The sequence below is a fragment of the Herbaspirillum rhizosphaerae genome (assembly GCF_046025915.1).
GTDB lineage: Bacteria > Pseudomonadota > Gammaproteobacteria > Burkholderiales > Burkholderiaceae_D > Herbaspirillum > Herbaspirillum rhizosphaerae_A.
Window position 1 is genome coordinate 1 of sequence record NZ_JAQQFR010000017.1, and the last position, 16921, is coordinate 16921.

The window sequence follows — 16921 nt, forward strand, 5'->3', positions numbered from 1 at the left end:
ACGGACAAAAAAAAGCCTGCATGATGTTCATGCAGGCTTTTTCTATTTGCGATCAAACATCTCGTCGCTGATCAATCATCAATGATCAGTCGCCGCTGATATCGCGATAACGTCCGAGGCTTTGTGCCAGATGGCGGCTGCATTCGTCGGCATTGCCGATGGTTGGCGACAACGTTTCCAGTAAACCATCGTGCACGCCATATACCAGCGCGTGAACGCTAAGCTCCTGACCACGTTCCCAGGCGTCGGTGACGATGGTAGTGCGGCAGATATTGGCGACTTGCTCCAAGACGTTCAGTTCGCACAGGCGATCATGCTGATCACCTTCGGACATATGCTCATGGAAACAACCGACGTGCTTTTCATGCACATCCTGCACGTGTTGCAGCCAGTTGTCGGCCAGACCGACACGACGCTTGGTCAATGCCGCTTGCACGCCGGCGCAACCGTAGTGACCGCAGATGATGATGTGTTTGACCTTCAGCACGTCGACCGCAAATTGCAGTACCGACAGGCAATTCAAGTCGGTGTGCACGACCACGTTGGCGATGTTGCGATGGACGAACAATTCGCCCGGCAACAAACCCAGCAAATCGTTGGCAGGTACGCGATTGTCGGAACAGCCGATCCAGAAATATTCAGGAGAACGTTGCGAGCCCAGCTTCAAGAAGAAGTCGGGATCACGCGCCGTAATTTCGGATGCCCAGCGGCGATTGCCCTGGAGGAGGAGTTCCTGAACCTGGTCTTGTTGGCTTGGTTTGGTCATAGTCGGCAAGATCGAGTGTCACACTTCCGTCGCACAGCGTATGAAATGACACGATACGATGTGACGGCATGCATGGTGGTGAATGAACGAAAAACGGTGCACACGCGATCGCGGCGGACGCTGCTTCCGCCCTGCCGGCCCGATCGGCTGAAGCAATCAGCCTTGGCGCATGCAAAAATGTCTTTCGGGAAATGTTCGGCAATCAGGATACAACACTGACTGCCGCGACTGCATTGTATAGAAAATACATGCAAAAAACCTGCAACGCTTTGACTTATGGCCGAAGCGCCGCAGGTTTTATAGGGAGCTTACTCGAAGAATTCCTTGACCTTGTCTTTCCAGGTCTTGGTCTGCGGACTATGCTTGGCGCCGCCTTCGATGGTCAGTTTCTCAAATTCGCGCAACAGGTCTTTCTGGCGTTCGGTCAATTTGACCGGCGTCTCCACCACAACGTGGCAGAACAAATCACCGGCGTAACCGGAACGAACACCCTTGATGCCCTTGCCGCGCAAGCGGAAGGTCTTGCCCGATTGCGTGCCTTCAGGAATCGTGAAGGACGCCTTGCCGCTCAAGGTTGGCGCTTCAATTTCGCCACCCAGTGCTGCCTTGGCAAAAGAGATCGGCATTTCGCAATGCAGGTCGTCGCCGTCGCGCTGGAATACTTCGTGTTGCTTGATGTGGATTTCCACATACAGGTCGCCTGGAGGACCGCCGTTCATGCCGGGTTCGCCGTTGCCGGACGAACGGATACGCATGCCGTCGTCGATACCTTCAGGGATCTTCACTTCCAGCGTCTTGTTGCGTTTCAGACGGCCGGCGCCGGCGCAGGTCGGGCATGGCTCAGGAATGACCTTGCCGCTGCCGTGACACTTCGGACAAGTCTGCTGAATGCTGAAGAAACCTTGCTGCATGCGCACCTGGCCGTGGCCGCCGCAGGTGCCGCAAGTCGTCGGCGAAGTACCTGGCTTGGCACCGGAGCCATGGCAGGTGTCGCACTCGTCCCAGGACGGTACGCGGATCGTGGTGTCGAAACCGTGGGCCGCTTGTTCGAGCGTGATTTCCAGGTTGTAGCGCAAATCGGCGCCGCGATAGACCTGTGGCCCCGAGCTGCGACCACGACCGCCACCACCACCGCCAAAGATGTCACCGAAAATATCGCCGAAGGCATCGGCAAAACCGCCTGCACCCGCACCGCCACCGCCGCCACCCATATTCGGGTCGACGCCGGCATGACCATAACGATCGTAGGCATCGCGTTTTTGCGCATCCGACAACATCTCGTAGGCTTCCTTGACCTCCTTGAACTTGTCTTCCGCGCCCTTGCTGTCAGGGTTGCGGTCAGGATGGTACTTCATCGCCAGTTTGCGATAAGCCTTCTTGATTTCGTCGTCAGTGGCGTTTTTCGCCAGACCTAGAATTTCGTAAAAGTCACGTTTTGCCATGTTTTATAACACCTTGTTATTGGATTTTTCTTGTGGGCGGTCAACACCAACAAGAAACCAACAATGTGAAAAAGCCGAGAGACGATCTTTCGACCATCTTGCTCGGCGTGTCGCCCGGTAAAGCCGGTCGACGTGTTCCTGAATGACTGCTTCGCTTGCCGGCGGAGAAACGTACTCAGAATCGAGAACGCCACCGCCGGCAATCGAAATTACTTCACTTCCTTGAAGTCGGCATCGACCACGTCGTCGTCCTTCGGACGCGATTCGCCTGCACCGGCAGCACCTGCACCTGCCGCGCCAGCTGCACCACCGGCCGCAGCCTGTTGCGCCTGCTGGTCAGCGTACATCTTTTCGCCCAGCTTTTGCGCTGCCACGGACAGTGCTGCTGTCTTGGCGTCGATGGCGGCCTTGTCGTTCGCCTTCAACACTTCTTCCAGTTCCTTGACGGCAGCTTCGATGGTTTCCTTCTCGCCGGCATCCAGCTTGTCGCCGTATTCAGTCAGTGCCTTGCGTGTGGAGTGAACCAGCGCGTCGCCCTGATTGCGGGTTTCGGCCAGCTCCTTCAGGCGCTTGTCTTCGTCGGCGTTAGCCTCGGCGTCGCGCACCATCTTTTCGATCTCTTCTTCATTCAAGCCGGAGTTGGCCTTGATGGTGACCTTGTTTTCCTTGCCGGTGGCCTTGTCCTTGGCGCCGACGTGCAAAATACCGTTGGCGTCGATGTCGAAGGTCACTTCGATTTGCGGCGTGCCGCGCGGCGATGGTGGAATACCTTCCAGATTGAATTCGCCCAGGCCCTTGTTGCCGGCAGCCATTTCGCGCTCACCCTGATAGACCTTGATGGTCACGGCAGGCTGATTGTCGTCGGCAGTCGAGAACACCTGGCTGAACTTGGTCGGGATGGTCGTGTTCTTCTTGATCATCTTGGTCATCACGCCGCCCATGGTTTCGATACCCAGCGACAGTGGTGTGACGTCCAGCAGCAGCAAGTCCTTGCGTTCGCCCGACAGAACCGAACCTTGAATCGCAGCGCCGACGGCGACTGCTTCGTCAGGGTTGACGTCCTTGCGTGGATCCTTGCCGAAGAACTCCTTCACCTTCTCTTGCACCTTAGGCATACGGGTCATACCGCCGACCAGAATGATGTCGTCGATGTCGGTGACCTTGACGCCTGCATCCTTGATCGCCATACGGCATGGCTCGATCGTCTTGGCGATCAGCTCTTCCACCAGCGATTCCAGCTTGGCGCGGGTGATTTTCAGGTTCAAGTGAACCGGCGCGCCATTTGCCATGGCGATGTACGGTTCGTTGATTTCAGTTTGTTGCGACGACGACAGTTCGATCTTGGCGCGCTCAGCAGATGCCTTGATGCGTTGCAGAGCGATCGCGTCTTTCGACAGATCCAGACCGTTGATCTTCTTGAACTCTTCGATGATGTAATCGATGATGCGTTGGTCGAAGTCTTCACCGCCGAGGAAAGTATCGCCGTTGGTGGACAACACTTCGAATTGCTTCTCGCCATCGACATCTGCGATTTCGATGATGGAAACGTCAAACGTACCGCCGCCCAAGTCATACACCGCGATCTTGCGGTCACCCTTTTCAGTCTTGTCCAGGCCGAACGCCAGCGCAGCAGCTGTCGGTTCGTTGATGATGCGCTTGACTTCCAGACCGGCGATACGACCGGCATCCTTGGTTGCCTGACGTTGCGCGTCGTTGAAGTAGGCAGGAACGGTGATGACCGCTTCCGTCACTTCTTCGCCAAGGTAGTCTTCAGCAGTCTTCTTCATCTTGCGCAGCACTTCTGCGGAGATTTGCGGTGGCGCCAGCTTGTTGTCGCGTACGCCGATCCAGGCGTCGCCGTTGTCGGCTTTGACGATCTGGTAAGGCATCAGGGAAATGTCTTTTTGCACTTCCTTCTCGTCGAACTTGCGGCCGATCAGACGCTTCGCTGCGTAGATGGTGTTCTTTGGATTGGTGACGGCCTGGCGTTTGGCAGGTGCGCCAACCAGCACTTCACCGTCTTCCTGATACGCGATGATGGAAGGCGTGGTACGCGCGCCTTCGGAGTTTTCGATGACTTTCGGCTGACCGCCTTCCATGACGGAGACGCACGAGTTGGTTGTACCCAAGTCAATACCAATGATTTTGCCCATGATTTTTCCTTCGATCCTTAAGTCCCCGAATAGGGAACAACAATAGTTTTGATAGTTTTAATATGTGGAGAAAACTGGCGCTTTCAAGCGTGGAATGTCACTTAAAAGCAAATTTTGTGCCGTTTGTTCTCTTTTTTCTGTTTCGTTGCTGCCGAGGCTACTTGTTTGCTGCTTATATTTGATGCTTACAACAGCTTATTTACCTTGTGCCACAGTCACCAACGCCGGACGCAGCAGGCGCTCGGAAATCGTATAACCCTTTTGCAACACTGCCACGACGGTATTGGCTTCCTGCTCTGCCGGCACGGCAGAAATAGCCTGGTGCTTCATCGGATCCAGCTTTTCGCCGGCTTGCGGATGAATTTCCAGCAACTTGTTCTTTTCGAAAGCCGACGACAATTGCTTCAATGTCATGTCGACGCCTTCCTTGAGCGATTCAACCGATGGCGTCTCGATCTTCAGCGCCATTTCCAGACTGTCCTTGACCGCCAGCAGCGACTCGGCAAAACCTTCGATCGCAAACTTGTGGGCACGGCTGATATCGTCCTGAGCACGGCGGCGAATATTTTCGGCTTCGGCTTTGGCGCGCAGGAAAGCATCCTGCATCTCGGCAATCTTCGCCTCGGCGGCGATCAATTGATCTTCCACCGTTGGCTCAGTTGCAGCCGGAGCCGCGTCGGACTGATTAGCCTGAGCGTCCTGCCCTGCTTGTGCGGTTTGCACCTGTTCGTTTTCCGTCTGTTTTTCTGTATCTTGCATATTTAACAATCTCCAACTGATAACGCATATTTAATCTTCAGCGCCTGAACCTGAGCTGAGTCTGGGTCTACACCTCAGACCGGCCATTTTTTGACCGCACGCCGTGCATGGCAAGGCACATGAGGCTATAACCCTTGTTTTTCAAGGGGTATGACACGGGATAGATAAATGTTCAGTTGTTCAGCGAGCATCGGCCGATCAATCGATCGCCGCAAAAAAGTCATCTGCATCAAACTAAACGTTCTAAGCCGCATCTAACGTCTTGTTACAGAATTTACTACACTTGAAATAGGGAATCGCGTTGCAACATTTATGATGATGTCATCGCTCTTTTTCCCCTAACAACCTTCAAGGAGACGTCATGAAATTGCCGCTTATCTCCGCCACCGTCATTGCCTACACCTTGCTGGCAGCAGCCTGGATCAGCTATTCGCAGCTCATCGCGCTGTACTGAATCTGCTTCAGCGGGGCCATATTTCAAGCCCGGCATTGTCTTGGCAATAACTTCACAAGACTTTTGCATTTCCGTAGCGCAATAACTGCGCAGCCCGTTATTTTAACAGGCTGACGCTCGCTTACATCCACTTTAGTCTATTGAGTCGCGCCCAGACGGCGGGCTTGTTCGGCAGAGATTTCGGCCTGCTTCTTTTCTTCTTCGCGCAGCGCGGCGCCGGCCATGGTTGGCCAGCCGACCATATGCAGCTCTGCAATTTCCATCATGCCTTGCACCCAGGCTGCATCGCCATTCAGGCACGGGATGAAGTTGAACTCCTTGCCGCCGGCATGCAGGAACTCCGCCTTGGCTTCCATCGCGATTTCTTCCAGCGTTTCCAGGCAATCACTGGTAAAACCGGGACACATGACATCCACCCGCTGCACACCTTGGCGCGCCAGCTCCTGCAAGGTCGGCGCCGTATAAGGTTGCAGCCACTCGGCCTTGCCAAAGCGCGACTGAAAAGTCACCACATACTCGGTCTCCTTTAAACCTAGCGCCGTTGCCAGCAACCGTGCCGTCTTGTGGCATTCGCAATGATAGGGATCGCCGAGCAGCAAGGTGCGCTTGGGCACACCGTGAAAACTCATCACCAGCTTGTCCGGCTGGCCGTTGGCAGCCCAATGCGCCAGTACGGAAGCCTTGAGCGCCTGAATGTAAGCGTCGTGGTCGTGATAATGCTTGATCAGGCGCAGCTCGGGGACGTTGCGCACCTTGGAGAAATGGCTGAACACCGCATCGAAAATCGATGCTGTCGTCGTACCGGAATACTGCGGATAGGCCGGCAGAATCAGGATACGATCGCAACCCTGCGCCTTGAGGCTGTCCAGCACGTCGGGCAATGCCGGCTGCCCGTAACGCATCGCATACGTCACTTGCACCCGATGGCCGCGCTCTTGCATGCGCGCGCGCAACAGCGTTGCCTGACGCTCAGTATTCACTTTGAGCGGCGAACCTTCGTCAGTCCAGATCGAGGCGTATTTTTCTGCGGATTTGCTGGAGCGAAACGGCAGGATGATGAGATTCAAGATGAACCACCACACCGCCCTTGGGATTTCCACTACACGCGGATCGGACAAAAATTGCTTCAGATAGCGGCGCACCGCACGCGTCGTCGGCGCATCAGGCGTGCCAAGATTGACCAGTACGATCGCGGTACCGGCTGGCGTGCCGTGGGTGTAGGGGGGTTCTTTACGAAATGGCATGAAAGTCCGTGATGGTCTGGCGATGGCGGGAAAATGGAAGCTGCAGCGACGTCAGAGGGCGAGCAATTCACGAGCATGCTTGCGCGTGGTTGCTGTGATTTCCAGGCCGCCCAGCATGCGTGCGATTTCTTCCACGCGCGACTTGGCGTCCAGCGCTTCGATCTGCGACACGGTCTTGCCGCCGTCATTGCGCTTGCTGACCTGGAAGTGCTGATTGCCTTGGCTGGCGACCTGCGGCAAATGCGTCACGCACAACACCTGGCGATCCTGCCCAAGGCGCTTGAGCAGGCGCCCCACCACTTCGGCCACACCGCCGCCGATGCCGCTGTCGACTTCGTCGAAAATCAAGGTCGGCGTCGCCGTCGAGCTGGATGCGATCACGGAGATTGCCAGCGCTATGCGCGCCAACTCACCTCCGGAGGCAACTTTCGCCAGCGGGCGCGGTACGACGCCAGCATGACCTGCAACCAGAAACTCGACTTGCTCCAGACCATACGCCGCCGGTTCGCATGCTTCGAGTCCAATCGAAAAGCGTCCGCCGGACATGCTCAGATCCTGCATGGCTGCGGTCACCGCCTCGCTCAGGGCCTTGGCGGCTTTGGTGCGGCCTCTGGACAATTTCTGCGCGGCGCTGGTGTAAGCGGCCTTGAGTTTTTCTTCCTGCGCGCGCAAAGCGTCGAGGTCGCTGGCGTCGGCCAGTTGCTTCAATTCTTCGGCCAGCTTGATGTACTCTTGCGGCAGCTCATCCGGCGTGACGCGGAATTTACGCGCGGTTGAATGAATCGCTTCAAGACGCCCTTCTACCTGCTGCAGACGCGCCGGATCCAACTCGACGCGATCGAGGTAATCATTGAGCGCGTAAACGGCTTCCTGCAACTGAATCTGCGCCGGCTCCAGCGCATCCATGACCGGCTTGAGAGCGGCATCAACGTCAGTCAGCTTGCTAAGCTTCAGGGTCAGGGACGAGAGTTGCGACAGGATCGGCGACTCCGATTCGGAAATCGCGCTGAGCGCTTCCTGCGCGCCTTCGATCAGACTCGCAGCGTGCGACAGGCGGCTGTGTTCGTTGCTGATATCGCTCCACTCGCCCGGCTTGACGGCCAGCTTTTCCAGCTCGCTGACTTGCCATTCCAGACGCTCGCGTTCGAGCAGAACGTTTTTGGCGTTGATTTCAAATTCTTCGCGTTGCCTGGCAAGCGCCCGCCATGTTTTGTAGGCGGCGGCAACGGCCTTTGCCTCATCCAGCAACCCGGCCTGACTGTCCAGCAACTGACGCTGCGCATCCGCCTTGAGCAAGGACTGATGTGCATGCTGGCCGTGAATATCAACCAGCATTTCGCCCAGCTCCCGCAACTGCGTCGCAGTGGCGGCAATGCCGTTGATGAAGGCCTTGGAACGTCCGGCGTTGTCGATCACGCGGCGCAACAGCACGGCACCATCTTCGTCGGCGAACTCATGCGCTTCCAGCCAGGCAGCGGCCTCGTCACTCACACTGAAATCAGCCGTAATATCTGCTTTGGCCGCGCCTTCGCGCACCACACTGGCGTCACCACGCCCACCAAGGGCCAACGCCAGCGCGTCGATCAGAATCGACTTGCCCGCGCCGGTTTCGCCGGTGAAGACGGAAAATCCGGGTGCGAACTCAAGTTCGATGGCATCGACGATAACGAAATCACGAATCGACAGGGTACGCAGCATGGGATGTTGAGAATGGATGTTTTTAAAATATCGCTTGCCGCGTCCGCGCAGACAGGCCGCGGACTTGGAGATTGGCCGTTATTGTAAGCGGCCTTCGACTGAAGGGTATTCGTTCCAATGTAATTTTTGCCGCAGCGTGTCGTAGTAGCTCCAGCCTTCCGGATGCAAAAAGGTGATCTTGTGCGCTGAACGCTTGATCACAATCAGGTCGCCATGAGTGAGACTGGTCAACGATTGCATATCGAAATTGGCGCTGATGTCGCGGCCATTGACGACGCGGATCAAGATTTCGCAAGAATCTGGAATCACAATCGGACGGTTCGACAGGGCATGCGGCGCAATCGGTACCAGCACGATGCCATGCAAACTCGGATGCAGAATCGGGCCGCCCGCTGATAAGGCGTAGGCCGTCGAACCGGTCGGGGTCGCCACGATCAGGCCGTCGGAACGCTGGTTGTACATGAAGCGACCGTCAACTTCGACGGTCAGCTCGACCATGCCGGACGATGCGCCGCGCGCCACCACCACGTCATTGAACGCCAGCGCATTGAAAATCTGTTCGCCGTCGCGATATACCGTCGCTTCCAGCAAGGAGCGCGTCTCGACGTCGACTTTTCCATCCAGCATGTCGGCCAATACCGGTATCATGCGGTCTAGGGAAATATCCGTCATGAAACCCAGTCGCCCCTGGTTAATGCCGATCAGCGGTACATTAAAAGGTGCGAGCTGGCGGGCAATGCCAAGCATCGTACCGTCGCCGCCGACCACGATGGCGGCATCGGCGAACTGGCCGATCTGCTCCGGCGACATGGCGTCGTAGCCTTCCAATGCGACGTTTTGCGCAGTCTCGGCTTCAAACACGATCGTGTGACCGTGCGCCTCCAGAAACGCTGCGATATCGGATAAAGACTGCGCGATGCCGACGGCATGAAATTTGCCGACGATCGCGATGGTTTTGGGCGTTGCCGCCTGTACGGGTAATTTGATGGGCCACATGCTGCGGATTAAAGCATAATTTAGACGATTCTGAACCGATTTTCATGAACAAAACCAACATACAGGCCGTCCTGTTCGACCTCGACGATACGCTCTGGGCCATCGAGCCGGTGCTGCATCTCGCCGAAAGCCAGCTTTACGACTGGCTGCGTCAACACGCACCAGGCGTAGTCCAACGGGAAACGATCGAAAGCCTGCGCGCGCGCCGCATGCTGCTGGCAAAGAGCGATCCGAAGTACAAGATCAACCTGTGGGCGTTGCGCCATACCGCGTTAATCGCTGTGCTGACCGAACATGGCGAAGACCCGGCGCTCGCCGATCCGGCCATGGAGATTTTCACGACCGGTCGCAATGCCGTCACGCCATTCGACGATGTGGTTCCGGGCCTGCTCCAGTTGAAACCGCGCGTCAGGCTCGGCACCGTCTCCAACGGTTTTGCCGACCTTGGCCGCATCGGGCTGGCGGAGCATTTCGAGATTTCCATTGCTGCGCACCAATTCGGCACGGCCAAACCCGATCCGACCATCTTTCATGCCGCCTGCACGGCGCTGGACGTCGCACCTGAACAGACCGTCTATGTCGGCGACGACCTGACACTGGACGTGCTGGGCGCTCAGCAGGCCGGCTTGCGGGCCGTCTGGATGAATCGTTTCAAACGCGAGCTGCCCGATCATGTGCGCCCTGATGCGGTGTGTACCGACCTGACCGAACTGGCAAGCTGGCTGGCAACCTGAACAACCATGCACATATAAATCAGAAGACGCTGGCAGGCCTGCCCCCGGGTCGTTAGAATGAAGACATGCAACTAGACAATCGCGCTCAAACCCTGCTCAAGGCACTGGTGGAACGGTATATCGCCGATGGCCAGCCGGTCGGCTCGCGCGCGCTCTCCAAGATTTCGGGGCTCGAACTGTCGCCGGCGACCATCCGCAACGTCATGGCCGACCTGGAAGACATGGGCTTCGTCGCCAGCCCGCATACCTCTGCCGGACGGATTCCGACGCCGCGCGGTTATCGCGTGTTCGTCGACACCTTGCTGACCATCGAGTCGATCGATGCCATCGATGAGGCGACGCTAGAGACAAAACTGCAATCGCGCTCACAGATCAACTCGCCGCAAAAGATCATTTCCAATGCGGCCCAGGTGTTGTCGTCGCTGTCGCAATTCGCCGGCGTGGTCATGACGCCCAAGCGCGAGTCGATCTTCCAGCAAATCGAATTTCTGCGTCTGTCCGAAAAACGCATCCTGCTGGTCATCGTCGGTCCGCGCGGCGACGTGCAAAACCGCCTGCTGCTGACCGACGTTGATTACACGCCATCGCAACTGGTGCAGGCAGCCAACTACATCAATCAACACTACGGCGGCCTCGGTTTCGACGAAGTGCGCCTGCGCCTGCAAAACGAACTACGCCAACTGCGCGACGACATGACCAGTCTGATGCAGGCGGCGGTCGAAGCCGGCAGCGACGCCATGACGGATGAATCCGACAACGTCGTGATTTCCGGCGAGCGCAATCTGTTGAGCGTGTCCGATCTGTCGTCGAACATGACGTCCCTGCGCAAGCTGTTCGACATGTTCGAACAGAAGACCAGCCTGATGCAACTACTGGATGTATCGAGCAAGGCCACCGGTGTACAGATTTTCATCGGCGGCGAATCGCAACTGGTGCCGATGGACGACATGAGCATCGTTACCGCGCCCTACGAAGTCAACGGCAAGATCGTCGGCACGCTGGGCGTGATCGGTCCGACGCGCATGGCGTATGAACGGGTAATTCCCATCGTCGACATTACCGCCAAGTTGCTCTCAAGCGCGTTAAGCAACAGTTGATCTCTGAGGCAGCGAGCAACAATGTTGCAAACTCCTTACCCAACTTTACGGGCGCAGGACAGAAAATAAAAAAGCCATCCAGTATGACTACCGGATGGCTTTTTTACAGGTAATGCTGAACCGCTGCTGAACGACTGCTGAACGACTGCTGAATCCAAGCCTTACTTTTTGGTTTTTTGGCAATCGCGGCAATGTCCGTAGAGCGCCAGCGCATGGTCGGCGATCTCAAAACCATGCTCCTGAGCAATCTTGACCTGGCGCTTCTCGATTTCGGCGTCGAAGAATTCTTCGACCTTGCCGCAATCCAGGCAGACCAGATGGTCATGGTGCGAGCCTTCGTTCAGTTCGAACACGGCCTTGCCGGTTTCGAAGTGATTACGCTGCAACAGGCCAGCCTGCTCGAATTGGGTAAGCACGCGGTAGACCGTTGCCAGCCCCACGTCCAGATTATCGGCCAGCAGGATTTTGTAGACGTCTTCGGCACTGAGGTGACGCACTTCAGTGTTTTGGAAGATTTCCAGGATTTTCAGACGCGGCAGAGTAGCTTTGAGGCCGCTGGCTTTCAGTTCGGATGGATTATTAGGCATGTTTCAGTAAAAATCGGGTTATCTGCTTTATCATATAGCGTTTTAGCACAATTGCTCAACCAATTGAAATCTTTATGCGAATGTTGCCTTCCACCCGTATTACCGCCCTCACGCTAATCGCGCTGGGCTCCCTGCTGTCCGGCTGTGCATCCAACAAACCGGCAGAAGGCGCAGCATCGGCTGACGCAAGCGGCGTACATGTGATCAAGAAGGACGGCAGCCTGTTCGGCTTCTTCAAACCTTATCGTATCGATATCCAGCAAGGCAACTTCGTTTCCAAGGAAATGGTTGCTCAGTTGAAGCCTGGCATGACGCGCGAGCAAGTGCGCTTCGTCCTCGGCACACCGCTGCTGACCGATGTTTTCCACACAGATCGCTGGGATTATGAATTCCGTCTGGCCAAAGGCAACGGCGAAATCATGAGCAGCCGCGTTTCGGTGTTCTTCAAGGACAACCTGATGGATCGCTACGAAGGCGGCAACGACTTGCCGACTGAGCAGGAATATCTGTCACTGATCGCCGGTTCCAAAAAAGGCGCCATGCCTGAACTGTCCGATACGCCGATCGCCCCGACCATTACGAACAAGTAAGACTTTAGCACTATGAGCGCACTGAAAATCGCCGTAGCCGGCGCTTCCGGCCGTATGGGCCGCATGCTGATCGAAGCCATCCAGAACGCCGACGACATGGTATTGGCCGGCGCACTGGATGTGCCGGGCTCGCCGAGCCTGGGCACTGACGCAGCCTCTTTCCTCGGCAAGCCTGCCGGCGTCGCCATCGAATCCGACCTGGCCAAAGGCCTGGCCAACGTTGATGTCCTGATCGACTTCACCCGCCCTGAAGGCACGCTGAAGCACGCAGAATACTGCGCCGCTCACGGCATCAAGATGGTCATCGGCACCACCGGCCTGGAACAAGACGCCAAGGATGCCATCGCTGCCGCCGCGACCAAGACGGCCATCATGCAGGCGCCCAATATGAGCATCGGCGTCAACGTGACGCTCAAGCTGCTGGAAATGGCGGCCAAAAGTTTTACGCACGGCTATGACATTGAAATCATCGAAGCGCATCATCGTCACAAGGTCGATGCGCCGTCCGGTACCGCGCTGAAAATGGGCGAAGTCATTGCCGACGCTATCGGCGTCAAGCTTGACGACGTTGCCGTCTACGCCCGCGAAGGCATTACCGGCGAACGCGATCCGTCGTCGATCGGCTTCTCCGCGATCCGTGGCGGCGACATCGTCGGCGACCACACCGTGCTGTTTGCCGGCATCGGCGAACGTATCGAGATCACCCACAAATCGTCCAGCCGCGTCACCTACGCTCATGGCAGCCTGCGCGCCGCGCGCTTCCTGGCTGACAAGTCGACCGGCTTGTACGACATGCAGGACGTGCTGGGACTGAAGTAAGTCATCCCGATCCGGTGCGCCTGCTTTCATCGCGTGCCGGATTGAATCTGCATCGAATCTTTTCACGGATGACCGCTCCAACGGATTGCCATTCCTTTGCTCTTCTATTGCCGTTAACCTAGAGATCACACCATGGAACAAACCGTTGGATTCGCCCATTATTGGGCACAGGGCGACGCCGTTTCACATGCTGTCGCTTATGTATTGCTGGTGATGTCCATCGCCAGCTGGTATTACATCCTTTCCAAAACCTGGAGTTCGTGGCGCATCCGCCGCAGCAGCAATGCACTGGACGGCTTCTGGAAAGCGCCGACGCTGACCGACGCCATCGCTGCCATGCAAGACGTCGACAGCGAAGAAATCTATGTCCCTCTGGCGCTACGCTCGTCCGAAGCGGCCAGTATTTCCTCCAAACAGCAAGGCGCGCCGTCGCTGAACGCCGCCACCGACCCCGGCGAGTTGATCACGCGCACGCTGCGCCGTGAAATCAACCGCGTCTCAGCACGGCTTGAGCGCGGTCTGACACTGCTGGCGTCAGTCGGCTCGACCGCGCCTTTCGTCGGCCTGTTCGGCACGGTCTGGGGCATCTATCACGCGCTGGCGGCGGTATCGGCCAGCGGCACCGTGCAAATCGACAAGGTCGCGGGCCCGGTCGGCGAGGCGCTGATCATGACCGCGCTCGGTCTGGTGGTGGCGATTCCTGCGGTGCTTGCCTACAACGCCTTCACGCGCATCAACCGTCTGACCTTGGCGGAACTCGACGGCTTTGCACACGACCTGCACGCTTATCTGACGACCGGCGAACGTGTCGGCGAGAGGCAATCATGAGCTTCGGCGGCTTCAACGACAATCAGCATTCTGGCCCGATGGCCGAAATCAACGTCACGCCGATGGTCGACGTGATGCTGGTGCTGCTGGTGATTTTCATCCTCTCGGCACCGCTGTTTACTCACTCTTTGCAACTCGACCTGCCGACCGCCAAATCCGCACCGGCACCGGAAAAGCCGCAAACCATCAGCGTCGCCATCGATGCTGCCGGCAAACTGTACTGGCAGGACCAGCCCGTGACGCTGGCCGAACTGACCAACCGCATGAGCGCAGCCGCCGCCAAACAACCGCAGCCGGAAGTCCAGCTGCGTGCGGACAAGGCGACGCGTTATGAAGTGATTGCGGATGTCATGTCTGCGGCGCAAAGCAACGGTCTCACCAAACTCGGTTTTGTCACCGATCCCAAACCTGATTCGCCTGCGGGCGCGGAGAAAAAATAATCATGCCAACCGCCCGCCTGAATGGTGAACTCATCACCGACTGGGAAAGCTTCCACACCGAATGCGAGAAAGTATTCGGCTTTCCCGATTTCTACGGCCGCAACATGAACGCCTGGGTCGATTGCCTGAGCTATCTGCGCGATGACGACGGCATGAGCAAGTTCGTGCTGAAGGAAAATGAAGTACTGACGATTGAAGTCCAGCACAGCGAAAAGCTGCGCGCCGCCGCGCCGGACATCGTGGAAGACCTGCAATTCTGCGTCGCCATGATCAACGAGCGCTGCGAAGACTACGAAGAAACAGCAACGCTCAAGCTGGCGCTGCTGTAATCCTCTTTTTTCCTGAAGAGCTGCTCGATCAGTCGATCACTCAGTCGATCACTCAGTCAATAAGATTATCGCCGTCATAAAACGGATACGGCCCGTCGAACTCACCAACGTAGGCCGTGTGACTGATCAGTCCGGCCCGCTCATCCCACAGATGCAACTGAAATCCCGGCGGTTCCATGACAAACTGCGACGCCGCCTGCGGATCCAGATCCAGCACCACCTGATGCGACACACCCGGGCAGGTTGAGGCAATCGTGCCGCCGAAACGCGTCGTGATCGGGCGGTGCAAGTGGCCGCACAAGACGCGCTCCACCTGAGGATGACGCCGCACCACTTCTTCAAGCAACTGCGGATTCGCCAGACCGATATCGTCCATGTGACCGATGCCGGTCGTGAACGGTGGATGATGCATCACAATCACCGTCGGCCGCTGCGCTTGCTCAATCAGGACGCGATCCAGCCAGACCATGCTGGCGGGTGCAAGCTCGCCGTTGCTGGAACGTGGAATCACCGTGTCCAGCGCAACGATGCGCAACGCATGTTCGTCGATGACGTATTCGATGCGCTCACCACCTTGCTGAAGATAGGCATGCTCCGGAAACGCCTCACGCAACGCCTGGCGCTCATCATGATTGCCCGGCAACAGGTAGTAAGGCACGCTCAGCGGTGCCAGCAAGCTGCGCAGCATCGCGTACTCTTCGGGCAAACCGAAGTCGACCAGGTCACCCGTGAACACCACCGCGTCGGGACGCTGTTTCAACTGGTTCACTTGCGCGATACAGCGACGCAGGCTTTCGGCCGTATCGACCACCTTGTAGGATTTCTTGCCTGCCGCCTTGATGTGCAGATCGGAAATTTGACAGAGAATCATGCGCGTTCCTCTCCTTCCCATGGCTTGCCCGGCAGCTGCATGACCGCCTGTTCAGGCACGCGCAGGCCGATGCGCTCGCCGGCGTGCCAGACGCCGCGGCGGCGCGTTTCCACGATGATCGGCATCTCGCCGCCGATGTCCACCAGCAAGCGCGTGCGGTCGCCCATGAAGAAGGTCGACATGACGTCGCCGAAGATCTCCGCCCCGACGGTTTCCAGCGGCACGATGTCGACATCCTCAGGACGGAACATCGCCGTCATGGTCTGGTTATCCTTCACCGCAGCCATTGGCACCGCACCGGCGGAGAATGACAGCTGCCCTGCGCGTCCCACACCGGTGACACGATTCATCGTGCCGATGAAGTCGGCGACGAAGTTGTTGACCGGACGATAGTAGATGTCTTGCGGACTGCCGATCTGTGCGATCTTGCCGCGCTCCATGACCACCACCCGGTCGCCCAGCGCCATGGCTTCGCCCTGATCATGGGTGACGTAAATCGCCGTAATGCCGAGCTTGCGCAGTAATTGATTGAGGTCGGCGCGCAGAGTCTCGCGCAGCTTGGCATCAAGTGCCGTCAGCGGCTCGTCCAGCAGCAAGACCTTGGGTTCGACCGCCAGTGCGCGCGCCAATGCGACACGCTGCTTTTGGCCGCCCGACAACTGGTCGATGCGGCGATGACTCAGCCCTTGCAGATGTACCATTTCCAGCAGGGTATCGATCTTTGCCAACCGCTCGGCGGGCGCCATCTTACGGATCTTGAGACCATACGCGATGTTCTCGCCGACGGTCATGTTCGGGAACAGAGCGTAGTTCTGGAACACCATGCCGACGCCGCGCTTCTCGATCGGCAAGTCGGTGACATCTTCATCGCCGAAGAGTACGCGGCCACCGGCGTCGGGAAACTCCAGGCCCGCGATCAGGCGTAAGGTCGTGGTCTTGCCGCAGCCGGACGGCCCGAGCAGAACCAGCGTTTCGCCGGGATGGATTTCCAGGTCAATCGGTTCCAGTGCAGGTGCACCATTGCCGAAGGTCTTGGAACACTGAACCAATTTGATCGACAGCGGTTTCAGCGCTGTAGTGTTGGAAAAACTCGTGGAAGAACTCATGGACATAC

Annotated in this window: 17 protein-coding genes; 7 read left to right on the forward strand and 10 right to left on the reverse strand. The window is 57.4% G+C overall.

Features of this window, described 5'->3' with window-relative positions; genetic code table 11:
* Positions 1-85: 85 nt before the first annotated feature.
* From can to PQR63_RS21305, 7 genes are all read right to left on the reverse strand, one after another.
* Positions 86-766: a carbonate dehydratase gene (gene can / locus PQR63_RS21275; protein WP_408169942.1), complete on the reverse strand. Its 681-nt coding sequence runs from the start codon at positions 764-766 to the stop codon at positions 86-88.
* A 308-nt stretch (positions 767-1074) separates the two neighbouring features.
* A complete protein-coding gene (gene dnaJ / locus PQR63_RS21280; RefSeq protein ID WP_408169943.1) occupies positions 1075-2208 on the reverse strand; it encodes a molecular chaperone DnaJ in 1134 nt (377 codons plus the stop codon).
* A 209-nt stretch (positions 2209-2417) separates the two neighbouring features.
* Positions 2418-4361 (reverse strand): molecular chaperone DnaK, encoded by a 1944-nt coding sequence (gene dnaK, locus PQR63_RS21285; protein ID WP_408169944.1) that lies wholly within the window; start codon positions 4359-4361, stop codon positions 2418-2420.
* Positions 4362-4556: 195 nt separating this feature from the next.
* The gene (grpE, locus tag PQR63_RS21290) at positions 4557-5120 is read right to left on the reverse strand and encodes a nucleotide exchange factor GrpE (RefSeq protein WP_408169945.1); all 564 of its coding nucleotides are present in this window, start codon (positions 5118-5120) and stop codon (positions 4557-4559) included.
* Positions 5121-5711: 591 nt separating this feature from the next.
* Positions 5712-6818, reverse strand: coding sequence for a ferrochelatase (gene hemH, locus PQR63_RS21295; protein WP_408169946.1), 1107 nt, complete (start codon positions 6816-6818; stop codon positions 5712-5714).
* A gap of 51 nt (positions 6819-6869) precedes the next feature.
* Complete coding sequence (gene recN, locus PQR63_RS21300; RefSeq protein WP_408169947.1) at positions 6870-8516, reverse strand: DNA repair protein RecN; 1647 nt, start codon at positions 8514-8516, stop codon at positions 6870-6872.
* Positions 8517-8594: 78 nt separating this feature from the next.
* On the reverse strand, positions 8595-9512 hold the full coding sequence (locus tag PQR63_RS21305) for an NAD kinase (RefSeq protein WP_408169948.1): 918 nt from the start codon (positions 9510-9512) through the stop codon (positions 8595-8597).
* A 44-nt stretch (positions 9513-9556) separates the two neighbouring features.
* On the opposite strand from PQR63_RS21305, the gene PQR63_RS21310 reads away from it, so the two are divergent.
* Together PQR63_RS21310 and hrcA are read left to right on the forward strand one after the other, a co-directional pair.
* Positions 9557-10246: an HAD family hydrolase gene (locus tag PQR63_RS21310; protein WP_408169949.1), complete on the forward strand. Its 690-nt coding sequence runs from the start codon at positions 9557-9559 to the stop codon at positions 10244-10246.
* Positions 10247-10311: 65 nt separating this feature from the next.
* The gene (hrcA, locus tag PQR63_RS21315) at positions 10312-11343 is read left to right on the forward strand and encodes a heat-inducible transcriptional repressor HrcA (protein ID WP_408169950.1); all 1032 of its coding nucleotides are present in this window, start codon (positions 10312-10314) and stop codon (positions 11341-11343) included.
* 161 nt (positions 11344-11504) lie between these two features.
* Here the strand turns inward: hrcA and fur are convergent, their stop codons facing one another.
* Positions 11505-11930, reverse strand: a complete 426-nt coding sequence (gene fur / locus PQR63_RS21320) for a ferric iron uptake transcriptional regulator (RefSeq protein ID WP_007881067.1) — start codon at positions 11928-11930, stop codon at positions 11505-11507.
* Between the two features lie 80 nt (positions 11931-12010).
* Between fur and PQR63_RS21325 the strand changes: the two genes are divergently transcribed.
* From PQR63_RS21325 to PQR63_RS21345, 5 genes are all read left to right on the forward strand, one after another.
* The gene (locus tag PQR63_RS21325; RefSeq protein ID WP_408170072.1) at positions 12011-12520 is read left to right on the forward strand and encodes an outer membrane protein assembly factor BamE; all 510 of its coding nucleotides are present in this window, start codon (positions 12011-12013) and stop codon (positions 12518-12520) included.
* 12 nt (positions 12521-12532) lie between these two features.
* Positions 12533-13339, forward strand: coding sequence for a 4-hydroxy-tetrahydrodipicolinate reductase (gene dapB, locus PQR63_RS21330; protein ID WP_408169951.1), 807 nt, complete (start codon positions 12533-12535; stop codon positions 13337-13339).
* A gap of 132 nt (positions 13340-13471) precedes the next feature.
* On the forward strand, positions 13472-14167 hold the full coding sequence (locus PQR63_RS21335) for a MotA/TolQ/ExbB proton channel family protein (RefSeq protein ID WP_408169952.1): 696 nt from the start codon (positions 13472-13474) through the stop codon (positions 14165-14167).
* Positions 14164-14607: an ExbD/TolR family protein gene (locus PQR63_RS21340; RefSeq protein WP_408169953.1), complete on the forward strand. Its 444-nt coding sequence runs from the start codon at positions 14164-14166 to the stop codon at positions 14605-14607. Before PQR63_RS21335 ends, PQR63_RS21340 begins: the two co-directional genes overlap by 4 nt.
* A gap of 2 nt (positions 14608-14609) precedes the next feature.
* Positions 14610-14936 carry a barstar family protein gene (locus PQR63_RS21345; RefSeq protein ID WP_408169954.1) on the forward strand — a complete coding sequence of 109 codons (327 nt, stop codon included), beginning with the start codon at positions 14610-14612 and terminating at the stop codon, positions 14934-14936.
* A 52-nt stretch (positions 14937-14988) separates the two neighbouring features.
* On the opposite strand, the gene PQR63_RS21350 is transcribed toward PQR63_RS21345, so the two are convergent.
* Together PQR63_RS21350 and PQR63_RS21355 are read right to left on the reverse strand one after the other, a co-directional pair.
* The gene (locus PQR63_RS21350; RefSeq protein WP_408169955.1) at positions 14989-15807 is read right to left on the reverse strand and encodes a phosphodiesterase; all 819 of its coding nucleotides are present in this window, start codon (positions 15805-15807) and stop codon (positions 14989-14991) included.
* Complete coding sequence (locus PQR63_RS21355) at positions 15804-16913, reverse strand: ABC transporter ATP-binding protein (protein ID WP_408169956.1); 1110 nt, start codon at positions 16911-16913, stop codon at positions 15804-15806. The genes PQR63_RS21350 and PQR63_RS21355 overlap by 4 nt, the downstream gene beginning before the upstream one ends.
* Positions 16914-16921 lie beyond the last annotated feature (8 nt).